Annotated in this window: 21 protein-coding genes; 3 read left to right on the plus strand and 18 right to left on the minus strand. The window is 41.2% G+C overall.

Annotation, left to right across the window (positions count from 1 at the left end; genetic code table 11):
* Window positions 1–756: spore germination protein (locus BSG1_RS10550; RefSeq protein WP_198008227.1), on the minus strand; the 756-nt coding region annotated here is incomplete at its 3' end.
* Window positions 757–1098: 342 nt separating this feature from the next.
* Here BSG1_RS10550 and BSG1_RS10555 point away from each other — a divergent pair.
* Complete coding sequence (locus BSG1_RS10555) at window positions 1099–1911, plus strand: hypothetical protein (protein WP_006837002.1); 813 nt, start codon at window positions 1099–1101, stop codon at window positions 1909–1911.
* Here the strand turns inward: BSG1_RS10555 and BSG1_RS10560 are convergent.
* The 9 genes from BSG1_RS10560 to BSG1_RS10590 all read right to left on the minus strand — a co-directional run bounded on the left by BSG1_RS10560 (window position 1905) and on the right by BSG1_RS10590 (window position 10435).
* The gene (locus BSG1_RS10560; RefSeq protein WP_044022736.1) at window positions 1905–3440 is read right to left on the minus strand and encodes a rhomboid family intramembrane serine protease; all 1536 of its coding nucleotides are present in this window, start codon (window positions 3438–3440) and stop codon (window positions 1905–1907) included. The genes BSG1_RS10555 and BSG1_RS10560 overlap by 7 nt on opposite strands.
* A gap of 207 nt (window positions 3441–3647) precedes the next feature.
* On the minus strand, window positions 3648–3824 hold the full coding sequence (locus BSG1_RS20845; RefSeq protein ID WP_006837004.1) for a hypothetical protein: 177 nt from the start codon (window positions 3822–3824) through the stop codon (window positions 3648–3650).
* Window positions 3825–4128: 304 nt separating this feature from the next.
* Window positions 4129–4920, minus strand: coding sequence for a DUF92 domain-containing protein (locus tag BSG1_RS10565; RefSeq protein ID WP_006837005.1), 792 nt, complete (start codon window positions 4918–4920; stop codon window positions 4129–4131).
* Window positions 4913–5476 (minus strand): 5-formyltetrahydrofolate cyclo-ligase, encoded by a 564-nt coding sequence (locus BSG1_RS10570; protein WP_006837006.1) that lies wholly within the window; start codon window positions 5474–5476, stop codon window positions 4913–4915. The genes BSG1_RS10565 and BSG1_RS10570 overlap by 8 nt, the downstream gene beginning before the upstream one ends.
* Window positions 5477–5540: 64 nt before the next feature.
* Window positions 5541–5690, minus strand: coding sequence for a 50S ribosomal protein L33 (gene rpmG / locus BSG1_RS20330; protein ID WP_006837007.1), 150 nt, complete (start codon window positions 5688–5690; stop codon window positions 5541–5543).
* Window positions 5691–5748: 58 nt separating this feature from the next.
* Window positions 5749–6366, minus strand: a complete 618-nt coding sequence (locus BSG1_RS10575) for a hypothetical protein (protein ID WP_156791464.1) — start codon at window positions 6364–6366, stop codon at window positions 5749–5751.
* Window positions 6367–6374: 8 nt separating this feature from the next.
* On the minus strand, window positions 6375–7412 hold the full coding sequence (locus BSG1_RS10580) for a nucleotidyltransferase family protein (RefSeq protein WP_006837009.1): 1038 nt from the start codon (window positions 7410–7412) through the stop codon (window positions 6375–6377).
* Window positions 7409–9730 carry a glycosyltransferase family 4 protein gene (locus BSG1_RS19840; protein WP_006837010.1) on the minus strand — a complete coding sequence of 774 codons (2322 nt, stop codon included), beginning with the start codon at window positions 9728–9730 and terminating at the stop codon, window positions 7409–7411. The genes BSG1_RS10580 and BSG1_RS19840 overlap by 4 nt, the downstream gene beginning before the upstream one ends.
* A gap of 9 nt (window positions 9731–9739) precedes the next feature.
* The gene (locus BSG1_RS10590; RefSeq protein ID WP_044022737.1) at window positions 9740–10435 is read right to left on the minus strand and encodes a DUF4912 domain-containing protein; all 696 of its coding nucleotides are present in this window, start codon (window positions 10433–10435) and stop codon (window positions 9740–9742) included.
* 852 nt (window positions 10436–11287) lie between these two features.
* Between BSG1_RS10590 and BSG1_RS10595 the strand changes: the two genes are divergently transcribed.
* Both BSG1_RS10595 and BSG1_RS10600 read left to right on the plus strand, forming a co-directional pair.
* Complete coding sequence (locus BSG1_RS10595) at window positions 11288–11647, plus strand: hypothetical protein (protein ID WP_006837012.1); 360 nt, start codon at window positions 11288–11290, stop codon at window positions 11645–11647.
* 11 nt (window positions 11648–11658) lie between these two features.
* Window positions 11659–12123, plus strand: coding sequence for a hypothetical protein (locus BSG1_RS10600; protein ID WP_006837013.1), 465 nt, complete (start codon window positions 11659–11661; stop codon window positions 12121–12123).
* A gap of 32 nt (window positions 12124–12155) precedes the next feature.
* Here BSG1_RS10600 and phoU read toward each other — a convergent pair whose 3' ends face one another.
* From phoU to sodA, 8 genes are all read right to left on the minus strand, one after another.
* Window positions 12156–12812, minus strand: coding sequence for a phosphate signaling complex protein PhoU (gene phoU, locus BSG1_RS10605; RefSeq protein WP_006837014.1), 657 nt, complete (start codon window positions 12810–12812; stop codon window positions 12156–12158).
* Window positions 12813–12976: 164 nt separating this feature from the next.
* Window positions 12977–13804 carry a phosphate ABC transporter ATP-binding protein PstB gene (pstB, locus tag BSG1_RS10610; protein ID WP_006837015.1) on the minus strand — a complete coding sequence of 276 codons (828 nt, stop codon included), beginning with the start codon at window positions 13802–13804 and terminating at the stop codon, window positions 12977–12979.
* A gap of 18 nt (window positions 13805–13822) precedes the next feature.
* Window positions 13823–14707: a phosphate ABC transporter permease PstA gene (gene pstA, locus BSG1_RS10615; RefSeq protein WP_006837016.1), complete on the minus strand. Its 885-nt coding sequence runs from the start codon at window positions 14705–14707 to the stop codon at window positions 13823–13825.
* A gap of 2 nt (window positions 14708–14709) precedes the next feature.
* A complete protein-coding gene (gene pstC, locus BSG1_RS10620; RefSeq protein ID WP_044022738.1) occupies window positions 14710–15657 on the minus strand; it encodes a phosphate ABC transporter permease subunit PstC in 948 nt (315 codons plus the stop codon).
* Window positions 15658–15782: 125 nt separating this feature from the next.
* On the minus strand, window positions 15783–16745 hold the full coding sequence (locus tag BSG1_RS10625; protein WP_044022739.1) for a PstS family phosphate ABC transporter substrate-binding protein: 963 nt from the start codon (window positions 16743–16745) through the stop codon (window positions 15783–15785).
* Between the two features lie 716 nt (window positions 16746–17461).
* Window positions 17462–19636, minus strand: a complete 2175-nt coding sequence (locus tag BSG1_RS10630) for a peptidoglycan D,D-transpeptidase FtsI family protein (RefSeq protein ID WP_044022743.1) — start codon at window positions 19634–19636, stop codon at window positions 17462–17464.
* A 223-nt stretch (window positions 19637–19859) separates the two neighbouring features.
* The gene (locus tag BSG1_RS10635) at window positions 19860–21077 is read right to left on the minus strand and encodes an MFS transporter (protein WP_006837020.1); all 1218 of its coding nucleotides are present in this window, start codon (window positions 21075–21077) and stop codon (window positions 19860–19862) included.
* A gap of 106 nt (window positions 21078–21183) precedes the next feature.
* Entirely contained in the window at window positions 21184–21792 is a 609-nt protein-coding gene (sodA, locus tag BSG1_RS10640; protein WP_044022740.1) for a superoxide dismutase SodA, read from the minus strand.
* Between the last annotated feature and the right edge of the window lie 139 nt (window positions 21793–21931).

Here is a 21931-nt window from a genome sequence, read left to right on the forward strand (position 1 = left end):
CTGTAAGTGGTGCCAAAATGTCGTTGGGGTAATCAACACACTTGGTGACCCATCAACAATTATACAGACATGGCCCTCGTATAAATGGGCTGCTGCAGTATCAGGCCTCTCTGTATACCTGACCATCGGGTATGGATTCCAATGCCTCCCCGAAATAAACTCTTCAAGGGTCTTTTCCCCCATTGGAAGGCCGTCGGTATCCACTTTTGATAAATCTTCTTTAATTCGTTCCACTAATTCCGGGTCAGCTATATCTTCTAAATAACAGACAACGATGTCTGTTTTGGACCTTCTGCCAATCTGTAAATATTCCATCCGTAATGAGCGGTCTCTGATTCTTCGGCGGGTTAAGGCCGTGTTGAACACAAGGGTTTCCACAAAACCATCCCGGGAGCCCCGTACAACCCTTTCCATGTCCGGCTCTTGAGGTCCCCTGACTGGATAGGTCCTTGCATCAATCAAGATAACTTTATCTATCCCATCCACAACGAGTGCTGTTGGACCAGCCAACACCATGTCTACCACATTGTTCAAATCATCTGTTTCTTCCACTTCTACATAAGGAATATAGGTTTTCATCAGTTTTTGCAATGTATCCCCATCGAGCTGTTCCTCATCCAAGTCTGCCAGCAGCTTCATCAAGAAATGCATAATATCATCTTTGACAAAACCGTCAACAAGATACATCGCCATATTTCTTCCGGCATAGAACAGATCCAGTTGTATGACGTCGAAACTTTTGTCCACAGCCAGCATATCTTTAAGGTAATCCGTATTTTCCTTAATTGAAGCAGAAACCGGCTTTTTCTTATCTAACACAAGTAGTTCACCTCATTCTGTAACAAAACTCGCCAACAGTGTCATGCCGCTTCCTTTCAGACTGAACCATTGACGGTTTTTCCAACTAACTTAAACATATTTACCATCCTAGACACTGGCTGCTAAATTCATACATTATGAACATAATATTTTTGCCTGTCTCATAGAATGGCACTAAAAGGGACAAACCTGATTAAGTGGGTGAAGTAGATGAAGGGGAAGTTATTAATACATATACTCTTAGGTTCGGCAGGCCTCTTTCTTACATGGTGGCTATTCATGTGGGGGAATCCTCCTGCGAGGGAGAGCATCATTTTCTTTCCTTTGAATGAGACAGCACAATACAAATCAGCAAATACACTATTAACCCTCAATGATAAAAAGGTAAATGACTTTTATGAAGTGAATTGGAAGATATCTTCCGTGCTTGATCAAGACGCATATTTAAGACAGGATATAGGATTTCTTTATTTTAATGGAAGATTAAAGGCCAGGATGAGTGAATGGGAGCAAAATACAGACAGAATAGTCGAAGAGGAAACTGCCGAGGGAAAGGAGAGCAGTCTTCTGCAGGCAATTTCTTTTCATTATTCGGAAATTCATGAGGATGATGAAAATTATACAAGCGCACAAAGCATGTCAGAAGATGAATTGTATGTCATAGATTCGAATTTCAGTCCCCTAAGTTCATTTAGAAAGCCGGATACTTCTGCAGAAGCAGAGTGGAAATCGATCTTGGACAGAGTGACAAGCCAGCAGCTCCAGTACAACTGGGAGAGAGCAATGAAGGAATTTAATATTGACAGTGAAGGTTATCTGCAAATACCTTTGATTGATCTTCCTGAATACAGCAGCTCGCCTCCGGAAGGTCTGCAAGCTGAACAATGGAATAGAATTGTGGGGAATTTATGGGAAGGGCTTTATAAAAACTATTTCCTTGGCATTAAAACAAATTCCGGAAAAATCGTGGACCCGACAGACAGTTCTATGCCTCTTATCTTAATCGGGCCAAAAACCGGGAACTTGCTCGTCCTCCTGACGACAAAAGAGGGCGAGCCGGCATTGCTTCAGCAAAAATTCCCTGTTCAGTAACCTTCCAGTTCATCATACAGGTCTTCGAATTGTTTATTATCTTTTTGAAGCCTGTAAGCTTTTTCAGCATGTTCCTTCGCTTGGCCTTCTTCTCCTCTCTCAACAAGGAGAACCGCTAAATTATAGTGCGCCTCGGGAAAATCCTCATCAAGGTCCAATGCCTCGTGAAGAAGCGTTTCCGCTTCGGCATATTGCTCATTCTTAATCTTAACGATTGAATATAAGAAGTAAGTATGGGCGTTTCCCTTGTCCTCTTCAATCATTTCCTTAAGAATGGATGAGGCACCTTCCGTGTCTCCATCATTGAGCAGCTGCTGTGCTTCAGCGTTGTTGATTGAAGGGTCCGAAAATACAGGTCCATTTTGATACCCATAAAATAACAGTGCTGGTATGATAACCACGGCCAGTAACAGTGCTGCAAGCTGCATGACCATTCTTTTGGCCCTGGGTAAATGAACGATAGCTGCTGAGAGGGCCCCGCCTGCCAGTCCTCCGATATGCCCGGCATTGTCAATCCCCGGAATCGTGAACCCGAATGCAAGGTTGATTCCGATGACAACCAGGATATTAGTGCCCATCGTACGAAAGAAAATCTTCGGATGCGCAGTGCCAAAGTACAGCAGTGCTCCAAAACAACCGAAAATTGCTCCGCTGGCTCCCGCAGATAATGAATCGTTAAAAACAAAACTGGCCAGGGTGCCACTGAAACCTGCAAAGAGATAAATAAATAAAAATCTTGCGCTGCCGAATATCCTTTCAACTGCAGGACCTAAAAAGTATAGTGCAAAGGTATTCATCAACATATGAAGGAAACCGATATGGATCACAATCGGGGTAAAGAATCTCCACCACTCGCCATCGACTATTAACGGGTTATATTTCGCCCCAAATCTGATTAAGTTCTCTGTATCCTGTGTTCCTCCAGCCATCTCCATAACGAAAAATACCAGCAGCTGCAGAGCAATGAATATATAGGTAAAAAACGGTTTTCCTCTTGTGAAAAGTGACTTTTCTTCGTTTGCCTTATTAGCTGCATAAGATAAGACACTTTCTTTTAAAGCATGAACTTCAATCTCTTCTGTATCTTCTTTCACTTCCCAGTTCTTCTCATCATTAAAAAGATCTGATACTTCCCTTGCCTCGTTTTCATAATCATTCCACGTGATAATGGATGACTGCACAGTTGTCTTAGACGCCTTTGGAAGCGTAACTGTTTCAGAAACCAACGTTTCATAATCATCAACTGGCGGATAAGCAGTTATATAGTAATTTCTAAGAAATAATTTGTTTTTCTTTAGGGCTCTTCGGATTTTTTCTCCATTAACAGCTGTTAAATGAACGTCCCGTTTCATCTTGCTGCCCCAATCAAGGTCCTGACGCAGAAGCCTGATAACAGGTGCCTGCTTATTAGATGGATTTTCAAGCCAAAGCTGTTGTTGGTCTTGAGACATATTTATGATGCGAAACCCTTTTTCTACTATTAAATAGTGTGCGATTCTCCAGAATAAATAGTTAAGATTGGTATTCAAAAATTCTCCTCTGCCTTTTTTGATAATTTTGACTTTCTTCTACTAAATCACCAACCGGATTAAAAGTAAAGGCATATGATTTTTGAAAGCCTTTTTTAACAAAACAAAAAAGATGTTCTCCGAAAATAGATGGCCCATTGTTTCACAGACTACTAGCTGCCTGAGGACAGAACCCCTATTTATGTTGAACATCTTTCTTATTGCCTGTTAGCGAAATGCTGAATTCAGGAACTTCGAACGCAGCCATGGCAAGCTCATAGTCGCCCTGACCACCAGTCTCCGGATTGTAAAATTCCCAAGAATCACATTTAAAAGTTTATAGCGGTACTGGTAAAACACAGAAACAAAGCTGGCGATGATGAGCCATTTAATAATTCCGTTCATAGTAATCAGCCTCCTCGTTCTATGTTGTGTACCTTCCTGAAATTTTATTCTTGGGTTTTATCACATTTAGTTCGCACTTTTCATTCTTAATTATGTAGTTTGTTTCCACTACAGACATGATACTTTGAGAGGGTGGAAGCTGCAGAGGACGTTTCATTCAATCTAAGGATCACCCCGTTGTTGCAATCTGACCAATATGAATATAAAAAAAGATATTCGTTTGCATTAGCGTATTTATCAAGATGATGATTGTTAGTTCTTTTCTCAAACGGCGTTAAAGAGGACACTTTTCAACCGAAAAAACTCATGCAATTATCTGCACAAAAACGGCCGCTGCTAAACCAGCCAGCAGACTGGCGGCAAAATTAACAAATTCATTGTTCACGACATATGTCCCTTTTATTTTTTGGCACTTCGCTCGGCAGTGAACCGGTGCCTCTGTTACCAGCCCGCAGCGGGGACATTTATATTGCACTTGCAGCGTAGCACCAAGCAGAGTATCGATGAGACTCCCAGAAAATCCTGTGACGGCAATGATCACTCCACCCATCCAGCCTATATCCTTAAACACTCCAACTGAAATAAAGGCGATTACTATAGCACCTGCAAAGCTGGCAAAGGTTCCAAGCAGTGAAACAGCTCCGGATGTGCCGCTCTCGACCCTTCTCCATGTCTTAATCGAAACAGGACTGACTTTGCTTAAAGGTCCTATTTCCGATGCCCAGGTATCTGCATTGGATGCAGCAAGTGAGGCGAACGCTCCCAGCAAGTAACTAATGTCTTGTGTTGAACTGTACAATAGGGCAAAAACCATAGCACTTCCGCCATTGGCGAATACTTGCTGCCAGTCCCTCATTGAAGTCTTTGCCAGCTTTTGCTCTATTGCTGATTTTTCGCTGCTTTTGAATTTGGACCAGAAACTGGATGAGGCAAAAAAGACTCCCAGTACCAGCAGCCCCGGCCATCCGAAAGCCCATGCGACCGCTGTTCCGGTCATTACAGCAGCTACACTTCCGCTGACACTTAAATTTTTCGTCTTCCATCCTGCTATGCTTACCAAAACAATTAACGAAAAAAGCAAAACAGGATCACTCACACTTCATTACAACTCCCTCACTGACTATTTTATCAACCGGAATATCAAATTCCTGGACAGGCACTTCTTCTACTAACTGTTCCTGAAATGCCAAGGAAAGAGTGCTTCCTTGGTAATTTACCAGAAACCGGTCATAGTAGCCTCCACCAAAGCCCAGTCTGTATCCTGAATTCATGAACGCCAGTCCCGGAACGATAACCAAATCGATATCAGCTGGATCTGCGAGGATGTTTTTCTCTGGTGCCGGCTCAAACAAGCCATAGAATACCTTTTCCAGTCCGGCAAATGAGTCCAAATAATAAAAATTAAGCTCTTTGTCCATCGGCACACACTTCGGGACCAGCATTCGTTTTCCTTCTTCCCAGCCTTTGCGGATGATCTGCCATGTATCTACTTCAGGAAAGTTCGAAACGGTAACGGCAATCGTTTCAGATCTTTTCCATTCTTCCGTCTCATACAAACGGCTGGCTATAAGATAAGATTTATGTTCATAGACATGACGCTCAAGGGCAGACAGCAGAGCCTTCTGTTTCTTTCGCAATTCTTTCTTGTCCATATAGGCAGCTCCTCATTTTGTTATTTTAAAGCACAAAAAAAGCAGCAGGAAAAATCCCGGCTGCTTACTTTGTTTCACGATGCACTGTAGTGCGTTTTTCTCTAGGGCAATATTTTTTTAGCTCTAAACGGTCTGGGTTGTTACGTTTGTTTTTTGTAGAAATATAGTTACGCTCACCGCAATCAGTGCAAGCTAAAGTAATGTTTACACGCATTGTTTATTTCCCTCCAAACTTAGCTATCTTCATCTGTTCATACGACTTTTCTATAATATCACTTTTTCAGATGAAATGCTAGTCTGTTTTTAAAGTGTTTGTGTAAATTTCGTAAATCTTCTTTGGATTGTGCTTCAATCCCTATAACATGGCCCTGAATCTTCTGCTGGGGAGTGAATATCAGGTCAAAACAAACAACTGTCAGTGCAGCTTCTTTCAACAGAGGCTGGTAAGGAATTGACCCGGTCCTTAATGTTTCTTTCCAATGGTAAATTCCCTTATCGGAAAGCGGATAAACGGACCTTCTGATCATACCGTTGCTGTTATTCACCTGGTAATCCACCAACGAATACTTAGTTGAAGAATAATGATAGACAGGATGGTTATCTGGTGAGATGAAGCTGATTCGATCATTTCCATCATTTCTCCAATCCAGAAGGAAGAAAAGTTTCACCCTGCGATGGTGCCTCTTTTTGTTTTCTACTGAAAAACTGAGGATACTGCCCTCCGGAAGGACTTCCTCGTTAACCACAAAATTGAAATCCTTCCAATTCGAGAAGTTCGAAAGCTGCTTCGATTCAATTCTGTTATGATCTCCGGACCACGCAAAAATTTCATAATTAAAACTCGTGACAGGACTGCTATACGGTTGGGCATGTGATAAATTGGTTTTCATCTCCATCTCTACACCCTTTGCCATTGTTTTATTTTATTGAAATAATATCCGGCGAACTCCTTGGCAAGGTTTCTGCGCTCTGCTTTTGAGTAGATGATAAATCCATTGCTTGGCTTATCGATGATTCTGGTCCACCCGCCAACACTATGGGAAATCAGGATCCCATCAAGATTTAAGACCGGTGCTTCTTTTTGTTCTTCCACCAGTTTACTGATAATCTGCTGTTTTTGGTGGTCAGGACATGCAACCATCATCCTGATCAGGTATTTAAGGGTGCTTTCAAAACCATCTTTAATGGAACCAACCTCTTCGATTGAATCCGCTCCTGCCTTCTCTTTCATTTTTCCGTTTAAGTAATCTTCCCTCGCAAGCTTATATTGTTCAGGATTCCCAATATCCCGCCAGTAATCTTCGGTTTCAAATACATAGATATTGTCCTGTTCCCTTATCATCCGGGGAAATACATCTCTACTGAAATCTATGTTGCCCTCGAATGGATACTTTCTCAGCAATTCAGGCTGAATGACATAGATTCCTGTATTGACTAATTTGCTGTTGATTTCCCCTGATTCAGGTTTTTCTGCAAATTCGATTAACCTTCCTTCCGAATCTGTTTTGCAAACCCCATAACCACGTGGATCCTCCATCTCTTTCCCTACAATTGTTAACGGAGATCCCTTTAGCTGGTGAAACTCGATAGCGTCCCGTAAAGAAAGGGTAGTGAAAGCATCGCCACTTATAACGACAAAAGGCTCATTGAGATAATGGCTGGACTCAAAAACTCCTCCAGCTGTACCGAGCGGGAAATCCTCATGAAAATATGTGATATCCACTCCGAATTCACTGCCGTCACCAAAGTACTCTGAAATTTTATCAGCTTTATAACAGGTTGTAATCATGATAGAGGTGATTCCATTTGCCTTTAGCAAAGCAATATTGTACTCGAGGATGGGCTTATTCATGATCGTTACCATTGGCTTTGGTACTGTAAGGGTATACGGCTTTAAGCGCGTCCCTTTACCGCCTGCCAGGATGACCCCTTTCATAACCTGGAACCTTCCACTTTATAGTTAAGGGTCGACTCTTCGTAAACTTCAATAGTCTGTTTTGATATACGTTCCCAGCTGAACATCATCTCAGCCAATTTGTACCCGTTTTCCCCCATTTCCTTCTTCATACCATCCGTTTCCTCAAGATCCAGGATGCAAGATATGAGGCTTTCCGGATTGCCGGGATCAAAAAGCAGCCCTGCATATCCATGGTTCACTAATGATTTCAGGCCGCCTGTTTTGGATGCTATTACAGCTTTCCTGGCTGCCATTGCTTCTAGGGCAACAATGCCGAATGGCTCATAGATGCTTGGAAAAATAACCGCTTCACTCTGAAAAAGGAGAGCGTTCCGTTCTGGGTCACTTACATATCCCAAGAAGTGAACGAACTCTTCCAACCCTCTCTCTTTAACTAGAAGGCGGTACTGTTCCAACAGCGGGCCTTTACCGGCAATGACAAAATGAATGTTTTTCTCTTTGCTGATCAGGTCTGCTGTCTCAATAATCGTTTCAAACCCTTTTTCATGAACAATTCTTCCTATAGAAAAGTAATATTTTTTATCACTAAAAGATTCCTTTAGCGGATAATGATTGTCCGGGAACACATTTTGTAGGTTGACCCCATTTGGGATGACTGAAACCGCCAGATTGTCCCTCGGCTCCAGTTGTAAAAGCTCTTCTTTCATATGGTCACTGCAGATGATCACTTGATTCGAAGCGGCAACCAGCTTCTTTTCTTCTTCGTGAATTCGTTGCTGCAGGTTATTGAAAATTCCTTGGTTTCTGCCAGCTTCGGTGGCATGTATTGTCGTCACCAAAGGTACACCGTAATGATCCTTTAACATCCCTGCCGATTTGCCGACTATCCAGTCATGAGCATGAATGAGATCGATTTGTTCTTTCCCAAAAATCTCGCTCGCTTTCTCGACAAATGAGAGGTTAAGCTGGAAAACCCAGTTCAGAAAATCTTCTTCCATCGGGTGAAGAGGCCCGGTCCGGTATACATGGACCCCTTCATCTACTTCATATTCCGGCACACTATCAGTAGAGGCAGTAAGCACGATCACCTTGCAGCCTTTTTTAACCAGGGACTTGGACAGGTCATGTACGTGCCTGGAAAGCCCGCCCACAATATTAGGTGGATATTCCCAGGAAAGGAGAAGCACAGTCTGTTCTTTTGATGAAACAGATATTTTCTCTCTAGTTCCAGTTTCTCCCAGCACTACCGGAAGATGCTCAAGACTCTCTCTATACTCCAACAACCGGCTGTTTTCCAACCCTGTTTTCTGTTGTGACAGCTCCTTGAAAGCCTGTAAACACGAGGAGTCCAATTCATTTTTGGTTTCCAGATGATGAAGGCTGGAAATCCACTCTCTTACCAGCTGTTGTACAACCTTTGGAGGATATGATGCAGAGGAGCTTATATCTCTAAGGGTTCGTTCCATATTGTGCATTTCCCGCATATTCACCAGAGCCTCATCGGAAATAACTCTCACACCCTGTTCCATCCCCATGAAACCAAAGCCTGCTCTTGTGAGTGCTCCGTGTTTAGTCAAAAAGGAATTCTCCTCAAAATGATTTACCCTAAAGCCTGCTTCTTGTAATACGTCAGTGAATTGATTCATGTTTTCAAAAGCATCTGCCCGAATGACAATAGGTTTATCGTTCATATCCAAATCTACAGGGATAAGACGAAGCCCCCTAGGTGTACGGAGGATTGAAGAATTCATATCATCCCTCTCGCTATACTCAAATGTTGACCTGGAAATAAACGAATATTCAATACCCAATTCCGTTAAGAACAAATCGATACCTGGAGTGTAGGCACACTTGGGAAGCCAAAAACCTCTGAGCCGCTTTTCAAAATGTTTATTGTGAAGCTGCACTGAGTGTTGAAGAATCATCTCTATGCCCCAGCCCGTGAGAAGGTGAGTGACCGGGAAGTTCGTCACTGCAGAAGGAATGACTGTCAACCTGCTTTGTTCTTGAAGGGTGTTAAGTGCTGAAGGTACATCACGTTGGATGTTCATCCAGATTGAATACAACTCTTCGATATTCCCATTTTCCTTATGTCTATTTTCCTGCATGGAAGTCATGAAAAATTGTTCTATAATTTCTTTCGCTTCTTCAGTTGACAGCCAATCGATAACCAATGGGTTTACTACGTAAGCAATGCCGGGATTACCTTCTTGCACCCTTTTCACAATCAACAGACACTCATTCATTAATTCATAAACGAACTTTGTACTTCGCTTTATATCCGAAGGGAACCGAGAAACTGTATTAGATAATTTCAAAACGGATATATTTTCCATGACGTCCTCCTAATTTTTCAAATAATATGAGTATGTACTTACATGCTCCACCCACTGAGGTTTCTTTGTTATCCCTGCTTCAAATTCATGGAGCGGCTGTAATTGGTGATATTCCTGGTCATGGCCGGTCCGCGGTGTATGAAAGACACTGGACCTGGTGATTCCTGTAAACTGGCCACTTTCATCAACTATCCCATACTCAACACAATATGATCGGTTTGGTTTAAGGCTGTTTATAAACCAATGAGAGGATTCATGGTGGATGATGATGTCTGTATGACTATGATGATTATGACCATTAAAGGAAATTGAGGTGATATCAAATACTCTAAGGCAATAGTAAAATTGGTCTTCTTTAAGCCTATGAAAATCTCTTACCTGTTTAATAATCGAACCTGGAATATTCCAGTAGCACAATACCCTGGTTGGTTCAGAGAACATTACTGTTAATTCTGCTTTTAATGGCTTTAACTTTTCTATGTTTAAAGAAACCCTGCCTTTATACTTTCCCTGCCTCTTAGGCTTAAGCTTAGGCTTCTTTTCTATCTTCTCTGAGGCTACAGCAACAACAGATTTGGTTTCTTCGAGCGTTTTTTGATACTTCACCCATTGATATTGTACCTTCCCGACTGTTGTGTTCATTTCTTTAGCGATTTTTCTAAAAGATAAGCCTTGGTTACGGTATTCAATAATTTGCTGGAGCATCAGGTTCACCTCTGAGATAAATTTTTGGTTTATATGCATTAGTTACAATATTTATTCGTCCATTTAATCGTATCACCAAGGGCAAAAACCTACAATAAACGCATTTTGTCGCATTTTGCTGGTATGCATTAAGACAATGAAAAAAGCACAAAAAAAATTCATTTTCTATTGATTTATTGAACTTCCCACCAGTTCAACAACGGAAAACGACAAGTTTCTTCTATTAATTTCAAAACCTTTACTAAAGAATGATGTTGTTATTTTAAATTATGAACAGTGATTTCTGTTCCAGGTGCGCGACTCCGCGGGACGGGCGGTGAGCCTCCTAAGCTTCATAAAAAGTGGAAGCGCCATGATTAGCGCGGACAGGCAAATGTTCCTAAGAGAAAAAAAGGCGATCTTCCTTTTATTCTCTTAGGAACATTTGACCCCGAGGGGCTTCGCGCTGGAACTAGACGTCCCGCTAATCCCGCAGGAGATCGCACACCTTCCACTACAACCGTTCAAACCTTGCTTTTATAACTAATTTATAACTAAGGGCTGATCGAGTAAAGAGAACCCGTTTAATATAAAAGAAGTAGAATCAATACTAAATAATAATTCTCATATAAAATTGGGATAACAACATCAACAACTAACTAAGCCAACGGCCTGCTTGCTTTACGTGGCCAATCCACGTGGAACCACGCTGGGAAATTGAGATTTCCACTCCTGTTATGACTAGGGGGAACCACAGTATCCTTCTGTTCACTCACAACTGTTCATATTCATGATTAATCATCATGCAAATCTAGAGAAATGATTCAATCTATGCTATAAATAATAGGTAGCAAACACATATGAGGTGAATTTATGACAACTGTTATCATCAGCCTGCTCTCACTCTCTGCATTGCTTTTTATCCTCTCTTTTTTTCAGAGAGATCGCTATAAAAACCTGGAAAAAGAGGTAGAAGAGCTTTCAATGAATTTTCTTCAGGAAAATTATACGTTAAAGAAAAGGGTTAAGATCCTCGAGGAAGAGCTGTTAATGGATGAAGGTCCGATCTTTCAGGCACCTCCGGCGGCACGTCCCAAAAAGAAAGTACATGAAATTGTAAAAAATCAGGTTTTGGCACTGCACGCTCAAGGAATGAACTTAGAGCAGATCGCCAGGCAATCAGCATTGCCAATAACCGATGTTCAAGATATCATCAGGGATAAAAGCGTCTGAAAGGAGTTTTCATGAACAAACAAAGCACGAGGGCTCTTGCAGCCGGAATATTTCTTTCTGCCATAATTCTGCTTATCTTTTCTTACTTTATAGATGATAAAGCAGACCCTAAAAAGCTCTTGGAAGATCAAGGATATGTCATCCTTACAAAGGAAGAAGCAAAGGAACAAAATGAAGAAATAACTGCCATGCAGAAGCAAGTAGACACACTGACGCAAGCGAATAATGAGAAGGAAGATAAAGAGAAACAGATTAATAAAGATGCAAAGAGGACCGAAATGACACTGACCGTTTCACCAGGTATGACTCCCATGGAAATTGCGGACGAGTTGGAGAGCAGCGGTATCATTCGAAATGCCAGTGATTTGAACAGTTACCTGGTCAATGGCGGTTTGGCCGATAAAATTCAGATTGGGGAATATGACCTTCATTCTGATATGACGCTTGAAGAGATATCAAAACTTTTAACAAACTAAAAGGCAGCCCGGGAGGCTGCCTTTTAATATGGTTATGAATTCAAATCAAAACGTCTTCCTTTAACCAGATAGAAGACTCCTTCTGCCACGTTCGTCGCATGGTCTGCAGAGCGCTCAAGGTAGCGGCAGACAAAGGATAACTGGGTGATCTGGTCCGTGAATTCAGGCTTCTGCTTATTCAGCGTAAGCAATTCTCTGATTGTTTCACCATACAGATCATCAATTTCATCGTCAAGATCAGCAATCTTCTTAGCTTTAACAACATCTTCTTCTACAAAAGATTCCAGCGTAAGGTTAATCATATTAGAAGTCAGCTGGTACATCTTTTTAATATTCTGGATTGGCTTAATTAATGGTTCCTTCCCGATTCTGATTGTCGACTTTGCAATATTCACACCAAAGTCAGCGATCCTTTCAATATCAGAAGCTACTTTAATCGTAACAATGATTCTGCGCAGATCGGTAGCAACCGGCTGCTGTTTAGCAATTAGCAAAATGGCGATATCATTAATTTCTTCTTCCAGCAAATCTGCGTGCGTATCATCTTCAATGATTTCCAAAGCTTTTTCAATATCCTGCTCTTCAAGTGCTTTTACACTCGCATCAAGTGCCTTATTGGCAAGTCTGCCAAGTTCCATTAATTTTGACTGTAAATCCTGTAAACTTTCATCAAATTGACCTCTAGCCATGAGTACCCCTCCGTAAATAGTAATGGTTAATGACAGCAAGTATTATGCCTCAATATAATTTGACAATTAGGCTCGAACTTCACAGTTTTTCTTCCTGAGGCATTCCTTTAAGAGGAACGGCATATCAAAAAATCCCTAGCTGAAAAACTAAGGATCTTTTCACATCAACCGAATCTTCCTGAAATATAATCCTCTGTTCTCTTATCACTTGGAGTCGAGAATATAGTATCAGTCTTATCGAACTCGATGACCTCTCCATTCAAGAAGAAAGCTGTTTTATCTGAAATACGGGCTGCCTGCTGCATATTATGCGTGACGATAATGATGCTGTAGTCCTTTTTCAGATCTTGAACAAGCTCCTCAACCTTCAACGTCGAAATCGGGTCAAGAGCAGAAGTTGGTTCGTCCATCAAGATGACATCCGGTTCGATTGCTAAACAGCGTGCAATACACAGACGCTGCTGCTGACCGCCTGAAAGACCATAAGCATTTTCTTTTAAACGATCTTTTACTTCATCCCAGATTGCCGCACCGCGTAAGCTTTTTTCCACAATCTCGTCCAGAACTTTTTTATTCTTGATACCATGGATTCTTGGTCCATAAGCAACGTTATCATAAATGGATTTCGGGAATGGATTTGGCTTTTGGAATACCATCCCGACTCTTGTTCGAAGATCCTCAACTGTGAAGGATTTGTCGAGTATGCTTTGGTTTCTGTAATTGATTTCTCCTGAAATGCGGACAACCGGAATCAGTTCAACCATTCTGTTCAACGTTTTAATGAAAGTCGACTTACCACAGCCGGATGGCCCGATAATCGCCGTCACCTCATTTTCATTAATCGCAAGGTTAATGTTTTTTAACGCTTTGTCTTCTCCGTACCAAAGATTTAGATCTTTTGTTTCATATACAATATTTTTCTTTTGGCTGCTGCCTTCATTTTCATTTATCGTAATTGTGCTTTTTTTATCGTTTCCAGATAGTACTGCCATTGAAAAAACCTCCTAAGATTAAAATCTCTTCTGAAACTTGTTTCTGATAACGATTGCGATTGAGTTCATAGCGAACAACACAACCAGCAATACAACAATCGTAGCCGCTGCTAAATAGGCGTATTCATCTGTCAGAGCAGAGTCAACAGTCCAATAATATATCTGCATCGGCATTACGGTAAATTTGTCAAAAACACCATCTGGCAGAGGAATCAATAACGCTGGAATACCGATAACAACAAGTGGTGCAGTTTCACCAATTGCACGAGATAAAGCCAGGATTACACCTGTTAAAATACCTGGAATCGCTGTCGGCAAAACAATATTCTTAACCGTTTGCCATTTGGTAGCGCCCATTCCGTAGGAAGCTTCCCTTAAAAATTGAGGGACAGATCTGAGTGCTTCCTGGCTTGCTACTACAACAATCGGAAGCACAAGGAGTGACATAGTCAAACCTCCGGCTAAAACAATGTTTCCTAAGTCAGCCATGCGGACGAATACAGTTAAACCAAGAATACCGAACACAACAGATGGGACACCTGCAAGGTTACTGATGTTTGTCTGAATGATGCTCTTAAGCTTGCCTTCTTTTGCGTATTCTTCAAGATAGATCGCCGTCCCTACACCAAGGAACATCGTAACAGGTGCCACAACGAGCATGAGCCAGACTGTTCCAAGGATAGCCCCCAATATACCGGCTTTTTCAGGGTTAACAGAAAGCTTTCCTGAAAGAAATCCCATATCGATCCACCCTATACTGTCAGAAACAACTCGATAAATTAAGGTGACTAATACGACCAATCCGAAAAGAATCGAGAATAAAAATATTGTCTTGGCGAGCTTATTCTTAAATAAGCGCTGCCCCATTTGCTTTTGTACTTGTTCTACGTCTACATATTTCATAATTAATATTCCTCCCTGAATCTACGAGAAATATACTGTGCAATCAAGTTCATGATTAACGTGAATACAAACAGTGTCATAGCGACTGCATACAGACTGTAGTAAATCGTTGTTCCGGCAGCAGCTTCCCCGCCAGTTACTTCTACGATATATGCAGTCATGGTCTGCATGGATTGAGTAATATCAAAGGTGAAGTTTTTGTTACTTCCTGATGCAATCGTAACAATCATCGTTTCACCGATCGCACGTGAGATACCAAGTACAAAGGAAGAAATAATTCCAGAAATAGCAGCTGGAATAACTACTTTCCAAGTGACCTCAAGTTTTGTTGCACCCAGTGCAAGCGCTCCTTCTCTCATTGAGTTTGGTACCGAACTCATAGCATCCTCAGAAAGAGAAGCCACCATTGGGATGATCATAATTCCCATTACTATTCCCGGGCTCAGGATATTCGTGGGCTCAAGTCCAGGGATAAATGATCTTAATAGAGGAGTCACAAATGTAAAAGCAAAGAATCCATAAACAATCGTTGGAATCCCGGCCAGGATTTCAAGTATCGGCTTCAATGTTTTTCTTACTTTTTCTGAAGCATACTCACTTAGATATACAGCAGACATCAAGCCTACCGGTATAGCAACAAACATAGCGATAACGGAAGATATAATTGTTCCTGTCAACAGCGGCAGCACCCCAAACTGCGGCTCTCTTCCGATTGGATTCAATTCTGTACCTGTAAAAAAATCCAGAAAAGGAACATTTCTGAAAAAATTAACCGTTTCGGTTAATAAAGTAATGACAATTCCAATCGTAGTGAATATTGATATTGCCGCAATGGCAAATAAAAACTTCGGAACGAACTTTTCCATGACAGAATTGATGTTCACGGTGCTCTTCTTTTCTTGAATCATTTCGCGAACATTCAATTTACCATTCGATCCTGAATGTTTCATTTTGTTAACCCCTTTCATCCTTCAACCCTTTAAGGAAAAAAATTACTCTACTATGAATAACACACAAGAAGATGAGAAGGAATCATCTTCTCATCTTCCGAGCATTACAGGTAATTACTCTATCATTATTGAATTTCTTCTAACTTGCCGAGATTCTCTTCAATTGTTTCATCAGAAAGTGGAGCAAATCCAGTTTCTGCAGCTACGTCTTGAGCATTGTTCATAATGAACTTAGCATAGTCAAGAACCTGCGCTTTTTCTTTCGCCATGTTCGCGTTCAAGTAAGTGTATACCGGACGAGTGAATGGTGCGTATGGAGCATCACCCAAACCGATTGTTTCAAGGTTCGGTTCAACAGGACCATTACCAAAGTCAACTGCTACTGCACCAAGCTTGTCTTTATTGTTTTCATAATATCCATATCCGAAAAATGCGATTGCATTTTTATCTTTTGATACAAGGTCTACCAGTGTTGAATATTCTTGCTGTAAGTTCACAGAATCAACGAAGTCTTTTTCTTCCATGATTGATTCAAACATGAATTCATTTGTTCCATGGTTTTCGTTTGGACCCATAGGCTTGATTTCTTCATCCGGCCATTCAGGGTTGATATCAGACCATTTCGTTACGCCACCTTCAGCTAGGAAGATGTTTACAACCTCTTCTTGAGTCATTTCAGCTGCCCAGTCATTCTCAGGGTTGATGACAAATGTTAAACCGTCAAGTGCAACTTGGAATTCCATAACATCTATACCAAATTCATCTGCTTGGGCTTGTTCCTCTTCTTTAATATGGCGAGATGCATTATTGAAGTCTGTGCCGCCACCTTCAACAAGGAATTTCTTAAAACCGGCAGAAGTACCTGCACGGCTTACTTCTACAGAAACTTCTTCATTTTCAGTCATGTAGTTCTCAGCCATCTGAGCCATGAACGGATAAACTGTACCAGAACCGTCGACTACTACGCTTCCTTCAACTGAACCAGTTTCTCCACCTTCACCATTTCCATCATTATTTCCACATGCAGCAGTGAAGATTACTAAAACTGCCATTACTACTAGAAGAAGTAGTGCCTTGAAGTTTTTCATTCTAAATTCCCCCTAAAGAAATTTTGTTTTCTTGCCTACGAGTAATAGAATAATAGAGAAGTGTTAATTCGGTTTTAATCGTTTGTAAAGGTTTTGTAAATTCGACTTATTTCATGTTTATTTCCATGCATTCGAGGAAATTTTCATCGGATAATGGTATTGGTTGCTTGCTGGAGGTTATTATTAATATAAACACCCACATCTCATTGTAGGAAGTTTTACTGTGCTTCTTCTTCACTTTTACTTTCCAATGGTCGTTTACTCTGTTTAGGGGCTAACATTCTCTCATAAATTGATTTTCAGTGGTCCATTTACTTGTTTTATGGGCCAACGCTCTCCCATAAATTAAATCTCACTGGCCCATTTATCAACTTTATGGGCCAACATCCTTCCAAAACTTGATTCTCATTGGCCCATTTACCACCTTATTGGCCCAACATCCTCTCATAACTTGATTCTCATTGGCCCATTTACCACCTTATTGGCCCAATATCCTCTCATAACTTGATTCTCGTTGGCCCATTTACCACCTTATTGGCCCAATATCCTCTCATAACTTGATTCTCGTTGGCCCATTTACCACCTTATCGGCAACATCTTCTAGTAAATCCATTCTTACCGACCCGTTTATGCTTTATAACTCACATCGAAGATCTAACGAAAGCCAAGTTTCCATAAAAAAGAACCTTCCAAAGCTGGAAGGTTCCTTAAAAAGTCTATTCTTCGTTTGTATCTTCTTCTGTAGTTTCACCGTCGGCATTTTCTTCTCGGGTCTCTTCCTGCATTTGTTCTGCATCGTCTACATTTTCAACTTTTCTTTCGACCTCGGAGGAGTTCATGCCTTCGTCTTCGCGTTGTTTCTTCAGCTCAAAGTATTTGTCCATGACTTTTCTGGAAATAATCTTATTGATGTAAGGATCTTGATTGCCATTATGTGACCAAGGGACTACCGTAGAAAATGCTACTTCCGGCTGGTCATATGGAGCATAACCAATCAGCGTAGTATTGTACGTATCATAATATCTGCCGCTGACAGGATCTCTGTACTTGGCTTGGGCTGTTCCTGATTTACCTGCTGCGACATAAGGGGCATCATTGAACTCTCTGTATGCAGTTCCGTCAGGGTAATGATATACCTGATAGAATCCTTTTTGTACGTGTTCCATTTGAGACTGAGTCACATTTACCCTGTTTAAAATCTCCGGCTGCTTGACGGTTTCAATCGCCCCCATGCTTTCATTGTCACTGCCAGGCTTACGGATTTCCTTCAGGATATGTGGTTGAATTCGATAACCATCATTTGCAACAGTAGATACATACTGAGCCAACTGTAATGGTGTATAAGTATCAAACTGCCCAATTGCAAAGTCGAGCAGGTTACCTGGATTGGTAAAAGCACCTTTGTAGCCTTCTACTTCACCTGGTAAATCGATTCCAGTTTTTACACCGAGCCCAAATTGATTGAAATGGTTTCTCATATTATTTAAATCTGACAAAGACCCATTAATCGGTGCCTTAGGATAATAAACGGGATTTCCGGCAATCTTCATCGCTATCTTAAACATATAGGAGTTTGATGACTTTTCAAGAGCAAACAGGTCATTCATACTCTGTTTCCTGTATTTATTAAACCAGGAAGTCTTAACTTGCGTACCAGCAATGTCAATTGGCTCATCCACTAAATATTGACCTGGTGACAGTACACCTGTCATATAGCCTGTAAGAACGGTCGCACCCTTCACTGCAGAACCAACTTCATAGAAGCTAGTGTAAGTCCCTAGCGCATAGTCTTGGATACCGTATTCGCCAGTGTTAGGGTCTTTGGCATATCTTTTTCCTACCATTGCCAGAATTTCACCATTATTAGGGTCCATCATCACCACAAATGCCCGGTCAAGGTGAGAAGACTGCGGATTGTTGACGTTTTTTAATAACTCCTCAGTCACAATTTTTTCCACTTCCTGCTGCAGTTCCATATCAATTGTAAGAACAACATCTTTTCCGCGCTGCCCTTCCTGCATCAAGACTGATTCCAGTACACTGCCGTTCTTAGTTATATTTTTGATCTTTTCTTTTTGGCCTTTTAGCACATCTTCATATTGAAGTTCCAAATAGGTCTTTCCAACACGATCATTCCTGCTATAATCTCTCGCTAAATAGTAGTCTACCAATTCACTTGGAAGCCCTTCTCGTGAAGAAGATACATTTCCAAGAATAGATCGCAGAGTTTTATCAAATACATACGTTCTTTCCCAGTCAGTTGTCGTATTCACACCAGGAAGTTCGGAAAGGTGCTCACTGACTCTGGCGAACTCTTCCTGTGTTACCCCTTTATTCTTTACCATTTGCGGGGAAAGGGCATATCCGCTGTTCATTTCACGGAAAATAGCCAGGTCTTCCATATCTTGTTGTGATAATGTGGCCAAATCTTCTTCCGTTATTCTGTCCAGTGTCAGCTTATAAATTTTTGAGTTGGCTTCGTCTTGTGAAAGTTCTTCATCACTGCTTATCTTGGCTTTCTCATCTTCAGATACTTTTTCGGCAGCCTCTTCTTTATTAATCAGCATCCAGTAATCCTTTTTGTCACGTTCAGTCACCGCTTCAGTCTCCATATCGATCAACTGCGCAAGTTTGCGCGCAACCTCGATTATCTCAGTAGTTTTCGTGGACTGTGTACGTGTGTACGTAATTGCGTTCATCGGTGTATTATCGACAATCACATTCCCTACACGATCATAGATCTTCCCTCTCGGAACACTATTGTTGACAAGTACATCTTCCGTCCTTTCAACTTCTCGTTTATATTCTTCCCCTGAAACGATCTGTACGATGCCGAGACGCAAGATCAGTAAAGAAAATAATAAAAAGACCGCGAAAAACAAGATGTTCATCCGAACGGGCACATGTGTCTTTTTCTTTTTCTTATTATTTTTTTTCAACCTCTTCCAGCCCTTCCTCTATTTAAATTCCAAATAACGTTCTATTCTCATACCTCTTATATTATAGAAAATAATGGGCTATTTCCACCCATAACATCTCATGGATTTATAATTAATATTTTCCAGCACAGTAAAAAGCAGAGAAGAGATGCTCTCTTCTCTGCTGCAGGATCTACTATGCCGTAGAGAGCTTAATTTTACGGACAAACAAGTAAATCAGGGTATGGCCGGAGCCGAGGATGAGGAGCAGAATCGGGATGCTTTTCTCCTCACTGAAAACGGTGATCGCAAATATAAAGGAGAGAATCGATACAATTCTCCCAAGGTTCAGAAAGATCTCCCTCACGACGATATATTCGATTCTCATTTCTGCAGCCTTCCACCCCTTGCCAATCACATCATAGGTCATTGAAATGTAAGGCACTAACAGAAGAGGATAGGCAACGGCAATCACTCCTGCATACAACAGAAGCTTTGCATAGGTGACATCAAAGACAATTAAAAAGATGGACAGATATAATCCTAAACCACCCACCAGTATCGCCTTTTTCCTATGCTTCTTTTTAATCATCCGTGACGTCAGGAAATACCCGATAAAAGCGATTCCTGAATTGATTAACCCAAATGTTCCAATCGCAAATTCGCTTCCCGTACTGATGAAAACAAATACTGAAATGACAAAGATGAAAGTCCCTTCCCTCAACCCCTGAAAAAAGTGGGCATTTGTAATCAACCGCCAGTTCTCGTTATTTTTCCTTTCTTTTAAGATCCGCCTGAAGAAGTACTTGCCATGTGCAGGACGTCTCTTCAAAAAGAAACTCAAAATCACAGCTAATGAAAACAGGCCAAGGGAAATTCCGAAGACAATGGTATAACCCTGAAAGGAAGTGAATCTGGAAATAATATACCCGGCAAGGATCGGTCCCACCATCCCCCCTGCTGAAGTCAGAGTCCCTAAGAACCCATTAAAGAAATCTCTCGTCTCAGGTTCGGTGATTTCGAATGTGAGCACATTAAAGGCAAGCCAGTAAAATCCATACCCTATTCCGAGCAGCGCACCCAAAATAACAAGATTGTCCCCTGCATTCTCACCAAAAAACAGCACAGATAAATAGAAAGAAGCCAAGAAAATGACTCCTATCCTTAATACAATTACCCGATCTATCTTTTTAGCCCACCTGCCAGCCAATATAAATGTCAACGGTTGAAAAACGACTACAGTCAAGTTGTATATGCCGAGGTCAAGGAACTCCCCTGACTGCTTCCATAAGTAAATGTTCACGAAGGTATTTGATAAAGCGACACTCATGGAATATAAGCCGCCGATCAACAGAAGAAACATAATATCTTTGTTTAACTCAATATCACCTAAAAGCCTGTTAAACCTTGTCATTTTTATTACTCCCCTTTTTCGTACGCTTATTTTTTGAAAAAGGGGTGTAAGTTATACCCATTAAAAAAAGAAGGTCCCTTTTACTGGACCTTCTTTTAAAACTAAATTATTTTGCAGCGCTGAAACGCTTTGAAACTTCATCCCAGTTTACTACATTCCAGAATGCGTTGATGTAGTCCGGACGACGGTTTTGGTAGTTAAGGTAGTAAGCATGCTCCCAAACATCCAAACCAAGGACAGGCGTTTTGCCGTCCATTAGAGGAGAATCCTGGTTAAGAGTGCTTGTTACTTCAAGCTCTCCATTGTTTACAACTAGCCAAGCCCAGCCAGAACCGAAACGGCCTGCAGCTGCAGCAGCGAATTCTTCTTTGAACTTTTCAAAGCTGCCGAACTTGCTTTCAATAGCGCTTGCAAGTTCACCTTCAGGGTTTCCGCCGCCATTTGGAGAAAGGATTGTCCAGAATAAAGAGTGGTTTGCATGGCCGCCGCCGTTATTGCGGACTGCTGTGCGTGCACCTTCTGGTACAGCATCAAGGTTGGCAACAACTTCTTCCACAGACTTGCTTAGAAGTTCTTCGTTTCCTTGAAGAGCGTCGTTTAATTTAGTTACGTAAGCATTATGGTGCTTCGTATGGTGAATGTTCATTGTTTCCTTGTCGATATGAGGTTCTAATGCATCGTAAGCATACGGTAATTGCGGTAATTCAAATGCCATGATAAAATTCCTCCCTATGTAATATTTAGAATCCTTTAACGATTCCGGTCTTTTCATTTTTAGATTACCAAATTTAGCTTATTCCATCAAACGAAATGCTCTAAAAAGGAATAATGTTTGATGACATAGTTATCATCAC

Source organism: Bacillus sp. SG-1 (genome assembly GCF_000181495.1).
Lineage (GTDB): Bacteria > Bacillota > Bacilli > Bacillales > Bacillaceae_B > Rossellomorea.